Here is an 18,064-nt window from a genome sequence, read left to right as displayed (position 1 = left end):
GGTGCCCTGTTTCAGGACTAGGCAGCGCTATCGGGTCAGTGCCCTGGCTGTGTTGTCCGCTTTGGTCAGCGTCGTATACACCGTGGGCAGGACGAATAGGGTAAACAGGGTGCCGATCGACATGCCGGTGGCGATCACCATGCCGATATCGAACCGACTGACCGAGCCCGCGCCGCTGGAGAAAATCAGCGGTACGACGCCCATTACGGTGGCCAGCGTGGTCATCAGAATCGGCCGCAGACGGGTCGCGGCAGCTTGTTCGACCGCAGCCCGCGCGGACAGGCCTTGTTGCTTGCGCAGTTGATTGGCGAACTCGACGATCAGGATGCCGTGTTTGCTGATCAGGCCGATTAACGTGACCAGGCCGATCTGCGTGTAGATATTCAGGGTGGACCAACCCAGAAACAGCGCGATCAATGCGCCGCACACCGACAGCGGCACGGTCAGCAGTATTACCAGTGAATCACGCAGGCTTTCAAACTGCGCCGCCAGCACCAGGCCGATGATGGCCAGTGCCAGGCCGAACGTGCCCCATAGCGCATTGCCCTCCTGCACGAACTGGCGCGTAGCGTTGCTGTAATCGAAGCTGTAATCCGCTGGCGCCTCTTCCTGGGCAATGGTTTGCAAGGTCTGCAATGCGTCGCTCATGCCGACAATCTGAAAGGCCGACACGGTGACCGAATTGAGTTGCTGGAACTGATTCAACCGCTGGGGACGAACCTGCGGGCTGGAGACGGTGATCAGCGTCGACAAGGGCAGCAATTGGCCCTTGGCGTTCTTTACCGCGTACTGGCTCAGCCATTGGGGGTTGTCCCGGTAGTTGCGCTCGACCTGGGCTATCACTTTGTAGAGATGCCCGTCGATACTGAATCGGTTGATTTGCGCCTCAGCCAGAAGGGTGGTGAGGGTCAGGTCCAGGTCCTCCATGGATACGCCCATCTGGGCGGCCTTGGTCCGGTCAATGTCGACCATGACTTCCGGGCGGTCGAAGGCCAGGTCGATATCCACATAGGCAAACTTCCCCGAGTCGATCGCTCGTTGCTTGATGCGCTCGGCCACGTTCATCATCGAACTGTGGTCCTGCTGGGAACTGATGACAAAGCCGAAGGGCAGCCCTTCACCGGTCCCCGGCAGGGAGGGCAAATTGAATGCGAAGACTTGCAGGCCGGGGTTGCTGTCGAGTTTTTCACGTACGTCTGTCAGGACTTGCATTTGTGTGCGCTCACGTTCCTCCCAGGGTTTGAGCAGGAAGCCGCCGACGCCTGAATGTAATCCGTCCAGGCCGTTGATCTGGAAGGATGAATGATATTCGGGCACGGTGTTGAACGGTTCGATAAAGTCCTGGGTGTAGCGATTCAGGTAGGCCAGGTTCGTTGCCTGGGGCGCGCTGGACAGGATGAAAATCAGGCCTTTGTCCTCGTCGGGCGCCAATTCCGAGAGGGTGAACGTGAGCATGGCGGGTATCAGGCAGAGCACGAGCGCGGCGAAAACCAATACCACCGACCGCGCTCGCATGATCTGGCGCAGGCGCCGTCGATAGCGTTTTTTCAGGGCATTGAAAAAACGCTCCAGAGCCAGCGACAGGCCCGTTGGCTGTTCTTCAGGCCGCAGTAAAATGGCGCACATCATCGGTGACAGCGTCAACGCCACGATCCCGGAAATCACCACAGCGCCGGCCAGGGTCAGGGCAAACTCCTTGAACAGCGCCCCGGTCAAACCCTGCATGAAGCCGATAGGCGCAAAGACCGCAGCCAGCGTGATGGTCATGGACACCACCGGAACGCATACCTCTCTTGCCCCCTTGATGGCGGCCTCAAGTGGAGATTTGCCTTTTTCGATGTGCCGGTGGATGTTTTCCATCATCACGATGGCGTCGTCGACCACCAGGCCGATAGCCAGGACCATGGCCAGCAGCGTCAGCACGTTGATGGAATAGCCCAGCAGTTGCATGAGGAACAAAGTGCCAAGCAGCGACAGTGGAATGGTGATGACGGGAATGATCACTGAGCGCAACGAACCCAGGAACAAAAACACCACCAACACCACAATCAGTAAGGCTTCCATCAGGCTGGACAGCACCTGTTCGATCGAAGCGTTGATATACAGCGTCGAATCGTAGGCGATATCCGAGTGCAGGTCGGGTGGCGCCTGCGCCTGCAATTGGGGCATCAGTTCGCGAACACGCTTGCCCAACTCCAGGGGGTTGGCATCGGGTGTGGCTTGAATGCTGATATAGACCGCCGGGGTGCCATTGAAGGTGCTGAAACTGTCGTAGTTTTGCGAGCCCAGCTCAATGCGCGCCACGTCCCCCAGGCGCACCTGGTTGTCGCCCTCGGTTTTCACTGGAATGGCACTGAACCCCTCGACCGATTGGAGTTCGGTGTGGGTGGTCGCGCTGGTGACGACATATTCGCCGGTAAGGTCCCCCGCGACAGGTTGTACGTTGTAGCGTTTGATTGCCTGGGTTATGTCACTGGCGCCCAGACCAAACCCGGCGAGTTTTATCGGGTCGAGCCACAGGCGCATGGCGAAGCTCTGGCTGCCGATAATCTGCGCTTGCGCCATGCCCGGCAGTGTCACCAACCGAGGCTGGACCACCCGCTGCAGATAGTCGGTGATCTGCGCGTTGTTCATGGTTTTGCTGGAAAAGCTCAGGTACATCAGCGCGGTACTGTCCACTGCAACTTTGCTCAATACCGGATCTTCGATGCCGCTGGGCAACTGGTTCCTGACTTCATTGGACTTGGCCAGCAGTTCGGTGAACAGGCGGTCGCTGTCGGCGCCGACCCGACTGTAGATGGAGATGAACGAAATATTCTGACGGCTGGACGAGGTCATATAGTCGATGCCTTGTGCGCTGGCCAGGCTCTGTTGCAAGGGCTGGGTGACGTAACTCTGGATGGTTTGCGCACTCAGTCCCGGTGCGACCGTGGTGACCGTAACCAGTGCGTTTTCCATCTGTGGAAACTGGCGCAGTTGCAGTTTTTCGTAGGCCTGGCATCCAAGCAGCACGATCAGCAGGCTGACGACCACGGCCAGCACCGGGCGACGAATGAACAGGTCGGTGAAGGTCATTGCGCACCCTCCTGATGAGGCATCGGCAGCGTCCCCTCCGGCTGGCTTCGGTCGATACTGATACGCACAGGAGTGCCGTGTTTGAGTTTGAGCTGGCCGGCAGTGACCACCTGTTCGCCCTTGTGCAGCCCCTTGGAAACCACCACCAGGCCATTGCGCCGTTCGCCTGTTTCGACCAGGCGCTGCTCGGCGATCAGTTGCGGCGTATCGCCGGCATCGGAGGCGTGCGGCTCGCCGTGGTTACTGGGTGTTATTACGAAAATGTACTGGCCATAAGGACTGAAGGCGATCGCACTTTCCTGGATCACGGTGTGTGCAGTCGGTTCGTCCAGCAGCACCCGCAGATGGGCGAACATTCCCGGCAACAGCTCATCGCGCGGGTTGGGCAGCGTTGCGCGCACCAACACGTTTCGCGTGCTGTCATCGACGAGCGGGTTGATGGCACTCACCTTGGCGAGGCTGAAGATGCCGGGGCGTGCCGAGATTTCAACCTGAACCGACTGCCCCTTCCTGATCAGTTGAACGGCTTGCTCGGGCACATAAAAGTCAACGTAAAGCTGGCGTGTGTCCTGCAGACTGGCGATAACCTGGGTACTTTGCAGGTAATCGCCCGCATTGACCTGGCCAATGCCAATGGTGCCGGTGAAGGGCGCGACGATGCGCTTTTTTTCCAGCGCCGCAGTACGCTGTGCCACCACGGCGGTGTTGCGATTGAGTTCAGCGCCGAGCCGGTCGAACTCGCCTTTGGAGATGGCGCTGATTTCCACCAGTTTGCGGCCGCGCTCAAAGTTCTGAAGGGCCAGGCGCTGGTCGGCCTTTGCCACGTCCAATTCGGCCTGCTCGGTCTGGTACTCAAGCTGCAGCAGGGGCTGCCCGGCCTCGACCCTTTGCCCTGACTCAAAGTGCAGCTGTGTCACAACACCGGGCACCTCAACCCTCAGATCGATACCTTGCAATGCCTTGAGCGTGCCCGCCGCCGGCATCTGGCGCTGCCAGGGTATTTCAAAGGCATTGGACGTCGCCACGCTGACCGGTGGCTTTGGCCCATGCAAAAGCTGCAACTGTTGATAAATCCAATGCGCCTTGTAGCCGGCGAGCATCAGGACGACGGACAGAACGAGGCTGAGCATGATAATCATCCGGCGGCCCGGCATGGTCATAGTGGGGGTCCTTGTGAAACCTGTGCAGGTTGAACGAAGCGCGAGCACGCAAGAGCAGGCGGCGCTGCACTGAGCGCCGCAGTCTTGATCAGGACGGGGACGGGGATAAGGAGTGGTTTCGCAAGTTATTGTGAGAACACTGTTCCCCGGGTGAGAGACAGTTCCACAGGTTGCGTAGGAGAAGTGCCAAACGGCTGTCGGCGGATGGGCTCCCGGGCGTCAGCGCAGGAGCGTTGCGATCAAGATGGGGGGTTACGTCATGAGATGCAGGTGGTTGTCCCACAACCCTGCCGGCAGGGTCAGCGGGGTCGCCACCGGCTGTTTCTGACGGCAATCGTAGAAGCGGCAGCGCCCCTGGCCCGAGGTCACGACAAAGCCGTCCGCCACCGCACCCACGCCGGCACAGTCCGGCAATGGCCCGTCCAGGCGCAACTCGCCGCTGTCCATGTCCCAGATAAAGAAGCGATTACCGCGTGGCGCCGTCAGCGCTACCAGGCGCAGCTCGCTGTGCACCGCGACGCTGGCGGTGTAGTGCCCCATGGCCTGCCACTGCGCATCATCCACCGGGAACGCCATGAACGGCTGCCCCGGGCGCTTGATCGCGAGTAATTCGGAACGCTCCTGGGACGGTCCCATGAACTGTTGCCCGGTAAGGATGGTGCCATCGCTGGCGATCCCCATATGGCGCACGCTGTTCATCTGCTGGCCCAGGGTTTCCTTGCTGACCAGGCCGCCGTCGCGGTGCATCAGTACCAGGCTCGGCTCCATGGCGTTGAGGTTCATCTCTACGCGGCTTTCGGCTTCGGTGCGGATGCCGCCGTTGGCCACCACCAGGGTTTCGCCATCGGGCATCCAGGACACCTGGTGCGGGCCGATGCCGTGGGTGGAGATCTCGCCGCTGTGCACCAGCCGCTCGCCTTCGAACTTGTACACACCCAACAGGCCACGGCCGGGGTCGGAGGTGTCGTTTTCGGTGGCATACAGCCAGTCGCCGCTCTTGTGGATCACCGCGTGGCCATAGAAGTGGCGATTGGCGTTCGAGGTGATGGTTTGCAACAGCGCGCCGTCACGCAGGTCGATCAGGTAACTCTCGGTGCCCGGACGGCGGGCGACAAACAACGCAATCGGCAGCGTCGGGTGGTTGATGATGTCGTGGCAGCGCTGGCCGACCTGGGTGGCGAACACCTGCTTGCCGTCCAGGCGATAACCGACGGCGTAGTGCCTGCCGTCGGCATCATCGCGCGCCGACAGCAGCAGCGGGCGCTTGTCCTTGTGCTTGAACAGCGTCCAGCCGCCCAAGGTGAGGGCGCTGAGCAGTACGCTGCCAACCGCCAAAGCCTGTCGCCTGAGCATCATCAGTCACCGTCGTTGGCGTTGAAGCCCAGTTGGATGCCCAGCGCCTTGGCCAGCTCGCCTTCGTGCAGGCGATGGACCACGTTGAGGCTGTCGTAGAGGTCGTTGAGCTGCTGGCGCCCGGCGTCGTCGTTCAACAGTTCGTTGAGGGTGCGCTGGTTGCTGGCGAACAGTTTGAGGGACGCGGCATAGGCGGCGTCGATCTTGTCGGCGAGGGCTTTCTGATCGGCCGGCAACAGCCCGCGCAGGCCTTTGTTGTCGACGCCCACCCAGACGGTCTGGGCCGCCGCGAGGCTGGCTTCCAGGCTCTGCAGGGACGATTGGCTGCGCCATGCATCGGCCTGGAACGGTTGCGGGATGCCCTTGGTCTGGCGGCCCATCGGCGTGCCGAGTTTTTTCTTCAGGGTATCCAGGGCGGTGACCTGCACGCGCAGCAGATCCGCGATGGCTTCGTGGGAATCGGCGTAGCGCTGGTTGGGGAACTTGGTCATCTGTGCAAGCATGCCGTCGGTGCTGTTCCAGCTGGCCAGGATTTCTTCGGCCAGGGCTTTCTGGCGTTCGCCGATGGCCATCAGCAGCGGGCAATAGCGGGCTTTCTGGGCCGGGTCGGCGACGTCGGGCTTGGCGTCGTAGAGGATATATTCATAGGCCGACAGGCCTTGCACCACCACGCTGGATTTGGCGAGGGCGGCCGCATCGATCTGCGGCTGGGCGCTGACCAGTTGCTCGACCTGGCGACCCACCAGGTTCTTCTTGTCCGGCCAGAACTGGATCTGCCAGGCGCGGTTGCCTTCGGCCAGCGGGCCGATCAGCAGCGGTTGCAACTCGGCCCAGGCTTTTTGCGCGTGGAGGAAGTCGGCGCGGGCGGTGTCCAGGCTCTCTTGATCCTGGCAATAGGCGAGGGCGCTGACGGCCAGTTGGCGGTCGGCTTCAACCCAACGGCTGTAAGTCGGCAGGATGACTTGCTTGGCGATGGCCGCCGAGGTCACCGCTTGCGGGTCCTGGGGCGAGCAGGCGCCGAGGGCAAGGGCGGCCAGGCTGGTGAACAACAACTTGGGACGGAACATGTCGAGCTCCCTTCTGTAATTGGGGCAAAGCTTATAGAGAATTCAGGAACGCCAGCAACGCGGCGCGCTGCTCGGCGTTGAATGACAACACATGCTGCTGCGCCGCTTGCGCCTCGCCGCCATGCCAGAGCACGGCTTCAAGCAGGTTGCGGGCGCGGCCGTCATGCAGAAACTGGGTGTGACCACTCACGGTTTGCGTCAGGCCGATGCCCCACAACGGCGGGGTACGCCAGTCGCGGCCACCGGCCTTGAATTCGGTACGGTTATCGGCGAGGCCTTCGCCCATGTCGTGCAGCAGCAAGTCGCTGTAGGGGCGGATCACCTCATTGGCCAGTTCGGGTTCGGAGGCGTTGGCCGCCGTGGTGAACGTCGGCTTGTGACAGCCCTGGCAGCCGGCCTGGAAGAACAGGTTCTTGCCGGCCAGCACCTGCGGCGCATCGACGTCGCGGCGCAGCGGCACGGCGAGGTTACGCGTATAGAACAGCACCAGGCGCAGGATGTTGTCGCTGACTTCCGGCTCGCCCTCGGGGCCGTTGCCGTTGGGTGCCTGTTTGCAGGCCACCTGGGCGCCGGTGCAGTCATCGAAGGGTCTCAGGGACGTGGTGAGGCCCATATCACCGGAAAATGCGTGAACATTTTGTTGATTGAGGTTGGGTTGCCCGGCTTTCCAGCCAAAGCGCCCTAAAACAGTCTTTTGCTCGGCGTCATCCCACACCTGATTCGCCCGGCCGACGATGGCTTCACGGTCGGCGGTTTTCGGGTTGGTGTTGCGCAGGATGTCGGCGTCGCTGATGGCTTCGAGCAAACCCAGGCCAATCATCGGCGGCGCGATGCGCGCAGAAAAGCGCGTGTCGGGGTGCATCGGGCCGTAGCCAAGCTGGGTGATCTGCAGCTCGGGCTTGCGCAGCTCGACCACCGTGCCGTCCTTGAATCTGACGTTGACCGGTGTGTAATCGACGCGCACCTTGCCCTCCGGCGCCACACCCGGCACGGCCATGTCCTGCAGTTGGCCGCCGTAGACCGGCTCGGGCACCACGCCAAGCTGTTCGATGAGTTTGGCGTAAGGCGCCAGCTCTGTAGCAGGCGGGGAGATGGACAGGCGCACCAGCATCGACACGGCATTGGGCGCATCGGCCAGCGGTGGGTGGCCCCGGCCGTCCTTGATATGACAGTTCTGGCAGGCGTTGGTATTGAACAGCGGGCCCAGGCCGTCACGCGCAGTGGTGGTCGAGGGCGCGATCACCCAGGGGCTGCGAAAGAAACTGTTGCCGACGCTGAAGTCCAGGCGGCGGGTAGGCGCCAGGTTGGCCGAGGGCAGGGAGAACGCGTTCTGGTCGCGCTTGTTCACGGTCGCCGCGCCGCCGGCCCGTGCTTCACCCGGCTCAGCCTGGGTGAACCTTGGGGCGTCGTCGCAGGCAGTCAGGCCCAGGGCCATCAATGCTGCGCACAGGCGTAGTAGCGAACGGAACATCGAGTTTCCTGAACGAAGGCGAAAAATCCGGTGGCAAAGTCTAACAGGGCAGGGCAGTTTGAATAAGAGCAATTATCGTTTGGTGGCGGCCCGATGCATTCCGCTAGAATGACCGTACATTTTTTTCTGGAGGTGGCCAATGCAGGCTCTCGACGCTTTGCTCAACCGTGTTTCCGTGCCGCGTTTGCTGGAACCGGCACCGACCCAGGAGCAGCGCGATGTGCTGTTCGCCGCCGCCATGCGCGCGCCCGACCACGGCCAGTTACGCCCGTGGCGTTTCCTCACCGTGGAAGGCCCGGCCCGTGAGCGCATGGGCACGTTGCTGGCCGAAGCCGCGCGTTTGCAGGATGCCGACGCCCCGCAAGCCGCCATCGACAAGGCCCAGAACGGCCCGTTGCGGGCGCCGCTGGTGGTGGTGGTGATTGCGCGCCTGCAGGAGCATTTCAAAGTGCCGAAGTCCGAACAATTGCTGGCCGCCGCCTGTGCGGCTCACGGCATTCTGCTGGCGGCGTATGCGCAAGGGATTGGCGCGGTATGGCGCACCGGTGAGTTGTCCTATTCGGCCCATGTGGCCAAAGGGCTGGGGCTGAGCGCAGATGAAGAGGTGATCGGCTTCCTGTACCTGGGCACGCCGCAAAACCCGCCGCGCACCGCGCCGAAGGAGGATGCTGCGGCGTTCGTCCAGGCCTGGACCGGTCTTTAAGCGGCGCGCGGTCAACATGTGGGAGGGGGCTTGCCCCCGATGCGGTGTGTCAGCCACCCATTTATTGACTGATACACCGCTATCGGGGGCAAGCCCCCTCCCACATTGGATTTGCTCTGTTGTTTAAACCCTGAACTGATCCATCAACTTCATCTGCTGGCTGGCCAGGGCGTTGAGCTGGCTGCTGATGGCCGCCGACTCGGTGGCCTGGCCGGTGAGGGTCTCTGTCACGGTGCGGATCGCCGAGACGTTGCGATTGACCTCTTCGGCCACCGCGCTCTGCTCTTCGGCGGCACTGGCGATCTGCAGGTTCATGTCGCTGATCACGGTCACGGCGTCACTGATCTTGCCCAGTGCCTGCACGGCTTGATGGATCTGCCCGGCATTGCTCTGGGCCTGATGCTGGCTGGAATGCATGGTCGCCACCACGCCGCGGGTGCCGGTCTGAATGCGTTCGATCACCAGGCGAATCTGTTCCACCGAATCCTGGGTACGTTTGGCCAGGTTGCGCACCTCGTCGGCCACGACTGCAAAGCCTCGCCCGCTTTCCCCTGCGCGTGCGGCTTCAATCGCGGCGTTCAAGGCCAGCAGATTGGTCTGCTCGGCAATGCTGCGGATCACTTCCAGCACGGAGCCGATCTGCTCGCTGTTCACCGCCAGGGCTTCCACTTCCGCCACGGCCTTGCTGACTTCTTCGGCGAGGGTGGTGATGTCGTGGGTGCTTTGCTCAATGATCGACGTGCCTTCACGGGCTGCCTGGTCCGCCTCGCGTGCCGCGTTGGCGGCGCTGGATGCGCTGTTGGCCACCTCATGGGCGGTGGCGCTCATTTCATTGGACGCGGTGGCCACCTGATCGATTTCGCGGAACTGCACCTGCATGCCTTCACTGGTCTGACGGGCGATCGCCGAAGACTGATCGGCCGTGACCCGCGCTTCGGTGATGCTTTGCTTGATCTGGGCGATGGTCGGTTGCAGCTTGTCGAGGAAGCGGTTGAACCAACTGACCAGTTCGCCCAGTTCATCTTTCTTCGTGTAGGTCAGGCGCTGTGTCAGGTCGCCGTCACCACTGGCGATGCCCTTGAGCATGGCCGCCACCCCATTGATGGGCCGGGTCACGCCGGTGGCGGTCAGCCAGATCAGCAGCAAACCGAACAGCGCGGCGGCGGCTCCGACGAGCAGGGCCTTGAGGGTGCCGCTGGCCTGGGCCTTATCGAGAAAGTCCTGCAGCTTGATCGAGTCGGCAAGCAGCACCTTTTTGGGCAGGTCGATGACCACACCCCACGTTGCGGCCTCGGCAATCGGCTTGACCGGGTAGACGGCCCGGATCACATCATCCTGTTGAAGAATCTCACGGCGGCCACTGGCCAACAGTTGCATGACCTCCTTACCCTCGACGCTCAACACATCGCCGATGTTCTTGCCGATCTTGTCCGGCTGGCCGCTGTAGGCTGCCAGCAAGCCGCTGCTGGCGACCATCTGCAGGTGCCCCGCGCCGTCGAACAGCTCGTGCTGGGCGGCGTCGGCCGAGGCTTGCAGGGCGTTGAGCGCAATATCGATACCGACAATGCCGAGCACCTTGCCGTCTATCAGCAAGGGCAGGGAAATGCTGGTCATCAACATGGGTTTGCCCGCCACGTTGTCTTCATACGGGTCCAGCAGGCAGGTGCCTCGTCTTTCCCGCTGGCAGATATCGCCGGCTGTACCGCTGAGGGTGGTAGAGGTCTTGACCAGGTCCGCTTCCGCCATCACCGAGTTCGCGCCTGCACCGCCGGTGCGGGTCCAGTAAATGGAGAAGCGTCCGGCGTCGTTGGACCCGCGGGCGGTGTCGTTGATGAAGTCGCTGTCCTTGCCGTCCAGGGCGTTGGGGTCGAAGGATAGCCACACGCCCAGGACCTTGGTATTGCGTTCGAAGGTGGTCTTGGTGCTCTGGTTGAGCGCTTCGCGCAAGGTCGCTGCGTCGATCGAGTGCCGGGTGCCCATGGTGTGCAGGTCCTTGACCTGGTCGGCGAGGGCGGTGACGGCCATCAGGCTTTCGCTGAAGGTTTTTTGCACGTACGCGGCCTGTTCGGCGGCCTTGGTCTGCAGCAGGTCCTGCACGCTGGCAGTGAGCGTCCGCGAGCTCGACGCGCTGATCAGCTTGTGGTTCTGGTTGGTTTCGTAGAGGTTGATACCGACTATCAGCGCAATTACGCCCAATAGGCAAAGACCGGACAACAACACGATTTTCAATCGGATGGAGACTGCGTTGAACATGGCGTTTACTCGCGTTTTTACTTATTAGAATGCAAGCGGACAAGCAGAGCCGATTACTCACTCGTATGGCCAAGTCCATTTGACGCTACCTGCGCTATCAGCCCAGGTGGGGTATTCATGAGATAAATCGATGAGCGGTGGCGTTTACGGGGGCGTGGAGGCCAAGCGTTCGGGGCGCGACCAGATCCACAGATTGCCCAGGCTCATCCCGGCAATCGCCAGATAGATCGGCCAGCCATGGTCGAGCATCACCAGCATCAGGACGGCGCACAGCAGCATGCTCACGGTGGCGCTGACTTTGGCCCGGCGCGCGATGATCTTGCCATTGCGCCAGTTGAACAGGATCGGCCCGAACAGGCGGTGGTTTTCCAGCCAGGCGCTCAGGCGCGGTGAGCTTTTGGTCGCGGCCCAGGCGGCCAGCAGGATGAATTCGGTGGTGGGCAAACCCGGTATGACAATCGCCACCAGGCCGATCCCCAGGCTGACGTAGGCCAGCAGGCCGTAGAGTATCTGCGCGATCCTGGAGGTGGATTGGGTTTTGCCGGTCATAGGTAGGGTTATCACAGAAAAACAATGTGAAATGCGTTCCAACTGTGGGAGGGGGCTTGCCCCCTCCCACAGTTGATTGCACTTCAATCAGTAGGTCAGGCCAGTTCAGGGGCCGTAGCGTACGCCTGTTCCAGCAATACGGTGAAGCGTACAAACGCCTCGATGGCGCCTTTTTCTACCGCGGCTTCTTCTTCGGCGCTGAACTGCAGGCCATCGAGGATGCGAGTGAAGCGTTTCCAGCCCTCGGCGCGACCGCCCGCCGGTTCGCCCAGGTGGCGGGCACCGAAGGTCTCGCTCAGGCCCAGGCCCACGGCCCGTTTGATCAGGAACGCGGCGCCCAGTTTGGAGCCCTCGGAGACGAACAGCCAGCCCAGGGCTTGGGCCTTGTCCGGGTTGTTCACGGCACCGGCAACCGGTGCCGGTACGTCGGTGTCGAGGTCGCCCAGATCAAGCCTGGCCGCTTCGGCGCGGCAGCGCTCGGCCAGGTCCGGGATGATCCGGTTCAATTCGGCATCGTTGTACAGCGCGACCAGCTCCGATTGGAACAGGTACTGCGCCACCATGAAGCGGGCGAAGTTGGCCTGGGTCTCAAACGGGGCGTGCGCCTTGACCAGTGCGTCGAGCTTGGTGTGCGGCTCATGGGTGATCTGGTTCAGGCGCTGGGAGCGCAGGGCTGGACGTTCTGCGGTAGGAGATGCGGTCATGAAAAAATCCTTGAGGGGGGTAGCGCCTTGTGGCTCTAAAGAGAGCGGTTATCAACTAGACGAACAGGGAGACGCGGCACAGTAAAAAATCCTCACCTCGCCGCACGATCATTGCGGCGAGGTGCGGCAGGTTTCGTCAGATGTCCCAGATCAGGTTGATCGCAAAGTTGCGTCCCGGCTGGGTCAGCCGATCAAGGTTGGCCGGGCCGGTCACTGCGGCTTCGCCGACGCTGTCGTAGCTGCGCACGTCATCCCAGTTCCAGTACTTCTTGTCGGTGAGGTTGTAGATGCCGCCGTTGACGGTCACGTCGTTGGTGACCTTGTAGTAGGCGGTCAGATCAAGAATGCCGAAGCCCGGCGTCTTGAACGGGCCGCTGGTGTCACCGTCGGGGGCGTGGAAGGTGCTGCTGTCGACGCGATCCTGTTTCTTGACCAGGGTCCAGCTCACCAGGCCGCCGTAGTTGTCCTGGTCGTAGCCCAGGCCGAAGACGCCCTTGAGCGGGTTGACGCTGTTGAGCGGCTCGCCGTTGTCGTTGTTGCGGCCATGGGCGTAGGAGATCGCGCCTTGGGTGTACAGGCCTTGCGGCGCGCCGAATGCATCCAGATTCAGGCGGCCCTTGGCTTCGGCGCCCTTGACGGTGGCGCGTTTGATATTCACGGCCTTGAACTGTTCGACGGTACCGCCGACCACTGCGTTGTCTTCGTCGATGAAGTCGCGGTACTTGTTGTAGAACACGGCGATCTCGAACGAGCCTTCGTCGAACTTGCCGCGCAGCCCGGTCTCGATGCCCTTGCTGGTTTCCGGCTTGAGGTCGGGGTTGGGCTGCACGGTGTAGCCCAGGTTGAGGTTTTCGAAGCGGCCATACAGCGCTTTGGCGGACGGGGTGCGGAAACCCTCGGCGTACTGGCCGAACCAGGTGTATTGATCGGTCAGGGCATAGGTCAGGCCGAACTTGGGCGTGACGCGGTGCCAGGTTTTGTCCTTGCCGTCGACCGTGTCCGCTCCGGTGGGGTTCACGGTGCTGAGGAATTCTTCGGTCAGCTTGGGTTTGAGCCGGGTGTAGTCGTAGCGCACGGCGGGCAGGAAGGTCCACTTGTCCCAGGTGATCTGGTCCTGGGCGAACAGCGAATAGGTGTTGATGGTCGGGTCGGGGAAGTCGCTGGCTTTCTTCACGCTGTCGCTGGCCATCGGGCTGGGCGCGCCGATGGCGGTGCAGCCGCTGCCGACCGCCAGGCAAGTGGCGCCGCCTTCACGGGAGCCGGTGACTTTCTGCTGCTTGAGGGTGGTGCCGTAGGTCACCTGGTGATCGGTGTCACCGAGGCTGAAGGCCTTGTCCAGCTGTGCATCGAAGACCCACTGTTTTTCTTCGTACAGCGTGTCGCGGGTGCGCAAGACACGGCGGCCGGACTGATAGATTTCGGCGGTCGTCTGGTCGGTCTTGGCGATCTGGTAATTGAGGCTGGTCTTGATGCGGTCGGCGATCGGCGACTCGAGGGCGAAGCTGTTCTCCAGGCCGAAGCGTTCGCGGGTAATGGTGTCGTTGCCGCGACGGTCACGGTACAGGTTGAAACCACGGCCACCAATGAACGGGCCGCCTACCGCATTCTTGAGGTTGACGTCGCGATCATCCTTGTATTTTTCGTAGGTCAGGCCCAGGCGGTTGTCGTCGCCATAATTCCAGCCCAACTTGGCCAGCACGTTGGTGGTGCGCGCGTCTTCCGGGTTGGCGCCGGTGCGGGCGAGGCCGGTGGCGTTGTTGCCATCATAGGATTCGGTTTCGTGGCCGTTACGCTGGCTCAGGTGCAGCAAACCGTCGACATCCTGCACGCGGCCGGCGACGGTGGCGGAGGTCAGCCAACTTTCGTCGGCGGAGCTGTAGCCGGTTTTCAGGCGCGCGCCGACGTCCTGGCCGGGCTTGATGATGTCATCCGCATCGAGGGTGAAATAACTCACTGCGCCACCGATGGCGCTGCTGCCGTACAGGGCCGACGCCGGGCCGCGCAGGATCTCCACGCGCTTGACGATTTCCGGGTCGACGTAGTTGCGCCGGGTCTTGGCGTAGGGGCCGTTGAAGAAGCTGTCCGGCACTTCCACGCCATCGACCTGGGTCAGAATGCGGTCGCCGTCGATACCGCGAATGTTATAGCCCGCGTTGCCCGAGCGGGTGCCGGCGCCGCCCACGGACACGCCCGGTTCGTAGCGCACCAGCTCCCGGCTGTTGTTGACGTTCTGGCGGTCCAGTTCCTGGCGATCGTGCACGCTGACCATGCTCGGTACGCTGTCGACAGCCTGCTCGGTACGGGTGGCGCTGATGGTCACTTGCTGCAGGTTGAGGGCGCTGCCGGCGGCGCGTTTTTCCAGGACGATGTTGTTGTTGTTGCCCAGTTTGCGGTAGCTCAAGTTGGTCCCCACCAACAGCCGCTCCAGCGCTTTCTCCGGCGACAACGCACCGCGCACGCCCGGGGACGACACACCCTGGCCCAACTCGGCCGGTAGGCCCACTTGCCAACCGGTCACGCCGGTAAACGCGTTCAGCGCCGCCACCAGCGGCTGCTGTTCGATGCTGAAGTGGTAGTTGCCGTGGCTGCGCGGCGCAGGTTCGGCGGCAGTGGCGGCCATTGCCGGCACGCCGGCCATCAGGATGGCGGCGGTCAGCAAGGACAGAACGGGGGAACAAGACCGGCGGTTGAAACGAGAGGACATCGAGAGCGCTCCGGAAATACGAATCTTATAGTTGCGAACAGAAACCAAATAGGAATCAGTTGCATTGGCTATAACGAGACGTATCGCCGGTTAACATCGAGTAAAAATATTTCTCATTCAGTTCAAAATCACCAGCGCCGGGTATTCCGACAGCTTGGCCGAGGTGATGTGGGCCAGGGAACGCACCACGTCCAACGGTTGGTCAAGGCGATAGTTTCCGGTGACGGCGACGCTGGCGAGCTTGTCGTTGGTGTTGACGATCCAGCCCGGGTAATAGCGGCGTAACTCCGCCAGCACTTCGCTCATCGGGCAGTTTTCGAACACCAGTCGGCCCTGGACCCAGGCCAGGTCCTTGCCGGCGTCCAGCTTGGCCGGCTGACTAAAGCCCTTGGGGCCGACGCGAATGCTTTGGCCGGCACTCAGGCGCACCCGGGCGTCGTCGAAGGTGTTGCTCAGGTCGACATCACCGCGTTGCACTTGCACCTGGGCTTCGCCGTCCAGATAGCGCACGGCAAAGGCGGTGTCGCGTACGCTGGCGCGCACCGGGCCGGCGTCGATTTCCAGCGGCAGGCCACGGGCGGGGGCGATGTCGAAAAACGCTTCACCCTGGTAGAGGCGGGCGATGCGCTGGTGATCCTGGATGCGACTGGAAAACGCCGAATTGGTGTTCAGCAGTACGTTGGAGCCGTCATCCAGCTGCAGACGCTGACGCTCACCGACCACGGTGAGGTGGTCGGCCTGCAGGCGTACCGGCAGGTTGCTGAAGCTGAACAGGCCGAGCAGCAGCACGGCAGCGGTGGCCAGGGGTTTCCAATGCGGTTTGACCCGGCGCCAGGCGCTTGGTCTGCGCGGCGCGGCCAACGCCACGGCGGCGCTGTGCACCGGCGCGCCACCCCAGGCGGACTGGGCCTTGCTGAACGCATGGGCATGCGCCGCGTCCTGCGCCAGCCAGGCCTGGAAAGCGGCTTGCTGGCCGGGTTGCGGGCACTGCAAGGCGATCAGCCAATCGAGCGCTTGGTCCATGGCCGTGTCTTGCAGCACCTCATGAGCCAGCTCATGGGGGCGCAGTTTATTCGGGTCCGTCACGGTGTTCCTCGGGTCTTCGCCACGTTTTATTCGTTATTTCCTACAGTCTGGATCGATACCTCTGTCGGATGAAGCTTAAGGCTGATCCAACCGTTCGGCCACACCTACACAGATGGCCATGATCAATTTCAGTTCCTTTTGCACGGTGCTCAAGGACACCTGCAACTGATCGGCAATTTCCTGGTAGCTGCAACCGTGCAGGCGGCTGAGGATGAAGATGCGTTGCTGGCGCGCGCTCAACTGGCCCAGGCTGACGCTCAGGTGCTCAAGCAGTTGCTCGGCCTGGGTGGCGTCTTCGGGCGTGCTGATGGGGGCGGCGACGCTTTGCAGGATATCCAGCGGGACATCTTCCTGCAGGGTGCGGGCCTGGATCCTGCGCGAACGCAGATGGTCCAGCGCCAGGTTGCGCGCGGTCTGGTAGACGAAGGGTTCAAGGTGGTCGATCGGCCGTTCACTCAAGGCCCGAGTCACGCGCAGGTAGGTTTCCTGCAACAGGTCCTCGGCGGTGCTGTGGTTATTCACCATGCGCTGCAGCGTGCGCAGCAGGATCACCCGTTGGGCGAGAAAGACGTGGTTGAAGCGAGATTGGCTCACAGTGATACCAGACTGACATGCAGTGAATGATAATGCTTATCATCAGCTGAAATGGCAAGTGGCGATTTCTGCGGCCCCGCGCAAAGCAAATGTGGGAGGGGGCTTGCCCCCGATGGCGGCGTATCAGCCAGCTTACCTCTAGCTGACCCACCGCTATCGGGAGCAAGCCCCCTCCCACACAAGCGAGATCCCAGAGGGATTATTCGGCGTTACACAGCGCCAGGCAATTATCCAGCATCCGGTTGGAGAACCCCCATTCGTTGTCGTACCACGCCAGCACCTTGAGCAGCTTGCCGCTGACCTTGGTGTGGTTGGCATCGAAGATCGACGACAGCGGGTTATGGTTGAAGTCACTGGAAACCAGCGGCAGTGTGTTGTAGCCGAGGATCTTCGAGTGCTGGCTGGCCTGTTTCAACAGCGCGTTGACTTCGTCGGCCGTGGCTTCTTTTTTCAGCTGTACGGTGAGGTCCACCAGCGACACGTTGATCACCGGCACGCGCACGGCCATGCCGGTCAGCTTGCCCGCCAGTTCCGGCAATACCAGGCCGACGGCTTCGGCGGCGCCGGTCTTGCTCGGGATCATGTTCTGGGTGGCCGAACGCGCGCGGTACGGGTCGGTGTGGTAGACGTCGGTCAGGTTCTGGTCGTTGGTGTAGGCGTGAATGGTGGTCATCAAGCCGCTTTCGATGCCCAGCTCGCGGTGCAGCACCTGGGCGACCGGTGCCAGGCAGTTGGTGGTGCACGAAGCGTTGGAGATGATCTGGTGCGATTGACGCAGAATGTCATGGTTTACGCCATAGACCACGGTCGCGTCCGCGCCCTTGGCCGGTGCGGAGATGATCACCTTGCGCGCGCCGGCGCTGATATGGGCGGCAGCCTTGTCACGGTCGGTGAACAGGCCGGTGCATTCGAACACCACGTCGATCTTGTGCGCGGCCCACGGCAGGTCGGCCGGGTTGCGAATGGCACTCACGGCAATCCGGTCACCGTTGACGGTCAGGCCTTCCTGATCGTGGGTGACCTCTGCGTCGAATGTGCCATGTACGGTGTCGTATTTGAGCAGGTGGGCATTGATCGAACTGTCGCCCAGGTCGTTGATGGCGACGATCTGCAAATCCTGGCGATAGCCTTGGGTATACAGTGCGCGCAGGACATTACGGCCGATACGGCCAAAACCATTGATTGCGATACGTAGAGTCATTGGAAAAGTGCCTGTCGTCGATTTGTTGTAAGAATTACAAGATTATTCGCATAAAAATAGAAAACAAGCCTTTTTAGTGGCAATATTTTGTTCAATCTACAACGAGTGACCTGAATCAACTGGTCCGATGATCCAAACGACCCC

At 61.8% G+C, this 18,064-nt stretch carries 13 protein-coding genes; 1 reads left to right on the top strand and 12 read right to left on the bottom strand.

Annotation, left to right across the window (positions count from 1 at the left end; genetic code table 11):
- Positions 1 to 27: 27 nt before the first annotated feature.
- From J1G34_RS21770 to J1G34_RS21750, 5 genes are all read right to left on the bottom strand, one after another.
- On the bottom strand, positions 28 to 3,075 hold the full coding sequence (locus tag J1G34_RS21770; RefSeq protein ID WP_222994619.1) for a multidrug efflux RND transporter permease subunit: 3,048 nt from the start codon (positions 3,073 to 3,075) through the stop codon (positions 28 to 30).
- Positions 3,072 to 4,229, bottom strand: coding sequence for an efflux RND transporter periplasmic adaptor subunit (locus J1G34_RS21765; RefSeq protein WP_065896448.1), 1,158 nt, complete (start codon positions 4,227 to 4,229; stop codon positions 3,072 to 3,074). Before J1G34_RS21765 ends, J1G34_RS21770 begins: the two co-directional genes overlap by 4 nt.
- Before the next feature lie 258 nt (positions 4,230 to 4,487).
- The gene (locus J1G34_RS21760) at positions 4,488 to 5,588 is read right to left on the bottom strand and encodes a DUF1513 domain-containing protein (RefSeq protein WP_065936652.1); all 1,101 of its coding nucleotides are present in this window, start codon (positions 5,586 to 5,588) and stop codon (positions 4,488 to 4,490) included.
- Positions 5,589 to 5,590: 2 nt separating this feature from the next.
- Positions 5,591 to 6,655, bottom strand: a complete 1,065-nt coding sequence (locus tag J1G34_RS21755) for an imelysin family protein (protein WP_065887554.1) — start codon at positions 6,653 to 6,655, stop codon at positions 5,591 to 5,593.
- Between the two features lie 31 nt (positions 6,656 to 6,686).
- Complete coding sequence (locus J1G34_RS21750; RefSeq protein WP_222994618.1) at positions 6,687 to 8,126, bottom strand: di-heme oxidoreductase family protein; 1,440 nt, start codon at positions 8,124 to 8,126, stop codon at positions 6,687 to 6,689.
- A 139-nt stretch (positions 8,127 to 8,265) separates the two neighbouring features.
- Between J1G34_RS21750 and J1G34_RS21745 the strand changes: the two genes are divergently transcribed.
- Positions 8,266 to 8,829 (top strand): NAD(P)H nitroreductase, encoded by a 564-nt coding sequence (locus J1G34_RS21745; protein WP_122683019.1) that lies wholly within the window; start codon positions 8,266 to 8,268, stop codon positions 8,827 to 8,829.
- A gap of 123 nt (positions 8,830 to 8,952) precedes the next feature.
- Here J1G34_RS21745 and J1G34_RS21740 read toward each other — a convergent pair whose 3' ends face one another.
- The 7 genes from J1G34_RS21740 to gap all read right to left on the bottom strand — a co-directional run bounded on the left by J1G34_RS21740 (position 8,953) and on the right by gap (position 17,920).
- Complete coding sequence (locus J1G34_RS21740; RefSeq protein WP_222994617.1) at positions 8,953 to 11,082, bottom strand: methyl-accepting chemotaxis protein; 2,130 nt, start codon at positions 11,080 to 11,082, stop codon at positions 8,953 to 8,955.
- 144 nt (positions 11,083 to 11,226) lie between these two features.
- Complete coding sequence (locus J1G34_RS21735) at positions 11,227 to 11,631, bottom strand: YbaN family protein (protein ID WP_065895110.1); 405 nt, start codon at positions 11,629 to 11,631, stop codon at positions 11,227 to 11,229.
- 95 nt (positions 11,632 to 11,726) lie between these two features.
- The gene (locus J1G34_RS21730) at positions 11,727 to 12,335 is read right to left on the bottom strand and encodes a biliverdin-producing heme oxygenase (protein ID WP_222994616.1); all 609 of its coding nucleotides are present in this window, start codon (positions 12,333 to 12,335) and stop codon (positions 11,727 to 11,729) included.
- Between the two features lie 136 nt (positions 12,336 to 12,471).
- Positions 12,472 to 15,039: a TonB-dependent receptor gene (locus tag J1G34_RS21725; protein ID WP_222994615.1), complete on the bottom strand. Its 2,568-nt coding sequence runs from the start codon at positions 15,037 to 15,039 to the stop codon at positions 12,472 to 12,474.
- A 117-nt stretch (positions 15,040 to 15,156) separates the two neighbouring features.
- Positions 15,157 to 16,125 (bottom strand): FecR family protein, encoded by a 969-nt coding sequence (locus tag J1G34_RS21720; protein WP_065887561.1) that lies wholly within the window; start codon positions 16,123 to 16,125, stop codon positions 15,157 to 15,159.
- A 75-nt stretch (positions 16,126 to 16,200) separates the two neighbouring features.
- A complete protein-coding gene (locus J1G34_RS21715) occupies positions 16,201 to 16,719 on the bottom strand; it encodes an RNA polymerase sigma factor (protein ID WP_065895106.1) in 519 nt (172 codons plus the stop codon).
- A gap of 199 nt (positions 16,720 to 16,918) precedes the next feature.
- The gene (gene gap / locus J1G34_RS21710) at positions 16,919 to 17,920 is read right to left on the bottom strand and encodes a type I glyceraldehyde-3-phosphate dehydrogenase (RefSeq protein WP_057723881.1); all 1,002 of its coding nucleotides are present in this window, start codon (positions 17,918 to 17,920) and stop codon (positions 16,919 to 16,921) included.
- Positions 17,921 to 18,064: the final 144 nt, after the last annotated feature.

This window comes from Pseudomonas sp. Wu6 (genome assembly GCF_019891515.1).
In the GTDB taxonomy this organism is placed as follows: domain Bacteria; phylum Pseudomonadota; class Gammaproteobacteria; order Pseudomonadales; family Pseudomonadaceae; genus Aquipseudomonas; species Aquipseudomonas orientalis_A.
The sequence above is the reverse complement of the archived record's forward strand: the minus strand, read 5'-3'. Positions and strand labels throughout refer to the sequence as shown.

Excerpts from the sequence above, each read along its gene's own strand:
- J1G34_RS21770 (WP_222994619.1), bottom strand. The coding sequence starts at position 3,075 with ATGACCTTCACCGACCTGTTCATTCGTCGCCCGGTGCTGGCCGTGGTC.
- J1G34_RS21765 (WP_065896448.1), bottom strand. The coding sequence starts at position 4,229 with ATGCCGGGCCGCCGGATGATTATCATGCTCAGCCTCGTTCTGTCCGTC.
- J1G34_RS21760 (WP_065936652.1), bottom strand. The coding sequence starts at position 5,588 with ATGCTCAGGCGACAGGCTTTGGCGGTTGGCAGCGTACTGCTCAGCGCC.
- J1G34_RS21755 (WP_065887554.1), bottom strand. The coding sequence starts at position 6,655 with ATGTTCCGTCCCAAGTTGTTGTTCACCAGCCTGGCCGCCCTTGCCCTC.
- J1G34_RS21750 (WP_222994618.1), bottom strand. The coding sequence starts at position 8,126 with ATGTTCCGTTCGCTACTACGCCTGTGCGCAGCATTGATGGCCCTGGGC.
- J1G34_RS21745 (WP_122683019.1), top strand. The coding sequence starts at position 8,266 with ATGCAGGCTCTCGACGCTTTGCTCAACCGTGTTTCCGTGCCGCGTTTG.
- J1G34_RS21740 (WP_222994617.1), bottom strand. The coding sequence starts at position 11,082 with ATGTTCAACGCAGTCTCCATCCGATTGAAAATCGTGTTGTTGTCCGGT.
- J1G34_RS21735 (WP_065895110.1), bottom strand. The coding sequence starts at position 11,631 with ATGACCGGCAAAACCCAATCCACCTCCAGGATCGCGCAGATACTCTAC.
- J1G34_RS21730 (WP_222994616.1), bottom strand. The coding sequence starts at position 12,335 with ATGACCGCATCTCCTACCGCAGAACGTCCAGCCCTGCGCTCCCAGCGC.
- J1G34_RS21725 (WP_222994615.1), bottom strand. The coding sequence starts at position 15,039 with ATGTCCTCTCGTTTCAACCGCCGGTCTTGTTCCCCCGTTCTGTCCTTG.
- gap (WP_057723881.1), bottom strand. The coding sequence starts at position 17,920 with ATGACTCTACGTATCGCAATCAATGGTTTTGGCCGTATCGGCCGTAAT.